This is a genomic window from Colwellia sp. BRX8-7 (assembly GCF_014077275.1).
Taxonomy (GTDB): domain Bacteria; phylum Pseudomonadota; class Gammaproteobacteria; order Enterobacterales; family Alteromonadaceae; genus Colwellia_A.
Genome location: NZ_JACGVP010000098.1, coordinates 1 through 423 on the forward strand (window position 1 = coordinate 1; position 423 = coordinate 423).

1 pseudogene is annotated in these 423 nt (G+C 39.7%); it reads right to left on the reverse strand.

Features of this window, described 5'->3' with window-relative positions:
• A pseudogene (locus tag H4J57_RS19595) lies at positions 1 to 423 on the reverse strand (transposase); the annotation flags it as partial.

The window sequence follows — 423 nt, forward strand, 5'->3', positions numbered from 1 at the left end:
TTCCCAAAAGTGCCCTGTGCATTTATCTTCTTTATTGGCTTGTCGAGCAATAGGCTCGTTTAATGCCCGCATAAACCAACTGATATCGATTAAACGCTGTTTATAGACCTGTGCTGTTTCTTCAATAATTTCCATTTCGAATGGAGTTAATGTAGCTAATGATTGCTCCTGTTGATATTGACGGGTCAACAGGGTGCCTTTAAACAACTTATGCCAACGGGACAGTACTTCTAGCGTCGTCCAGCTGTTAGCTTTTTCACTATCAACATGAAGGACTAAATGTAAGTGATTATTCATGACAGCGTGAGCACAAATATCAATAGCAAAGACTTGAGATAATGTAAAAATACGCTGTTCAATCCAATGACGCCTGTGCTCGTAACTGACACCGGTTTCTTTATCAACACCACATAAAAAGGCTTT